The sequence below is a fragment of the Virgibacillus sp. 7505 genome (genome assembly GCF_002272135.1).
Taxonomy (GTDB): Bacteria; Bacillota; Bacilli; order Bacillales; family Amphibacillaceae; genus Terribacillus.
On sequence record NZ_NPBF01000413.1, the window covers coordinates 1 to 220 of the forward strand.

General features: G+C 54.5%; 1 pseudogene. It reads right to left on the bottom strand.

Annotation, left to right across the window (positions count from 1 at the left end):
• Positions 1-220: pseudogene (locus tag CHH91_RS19560) on the bottom strand (HPr(Ser) kinase/phosphatase); the annotation flags it as partial.

Genomic DNA, 220 nt, shown 5'->3' on the forward strand with positions numbered 1-220 from the left:
GGCGACAAGGCGGTGGCCGCGGCGAACCAAATCAAGTGCAGTCTCGCTTTTGCCAACGCCGCTTCCGCCTGTAATCAGCACGCCAATCCCATAAATGTCAACAAGCACGCCATGGACAGCGGTCACAGGCGCCAATTCGCTTTCCAAGAAATTGGTGACTCGACTGCTCAGTTGCGTTGTCGTTAATGTCGAACGCAAAACAGGCACTCCACGTTTATCG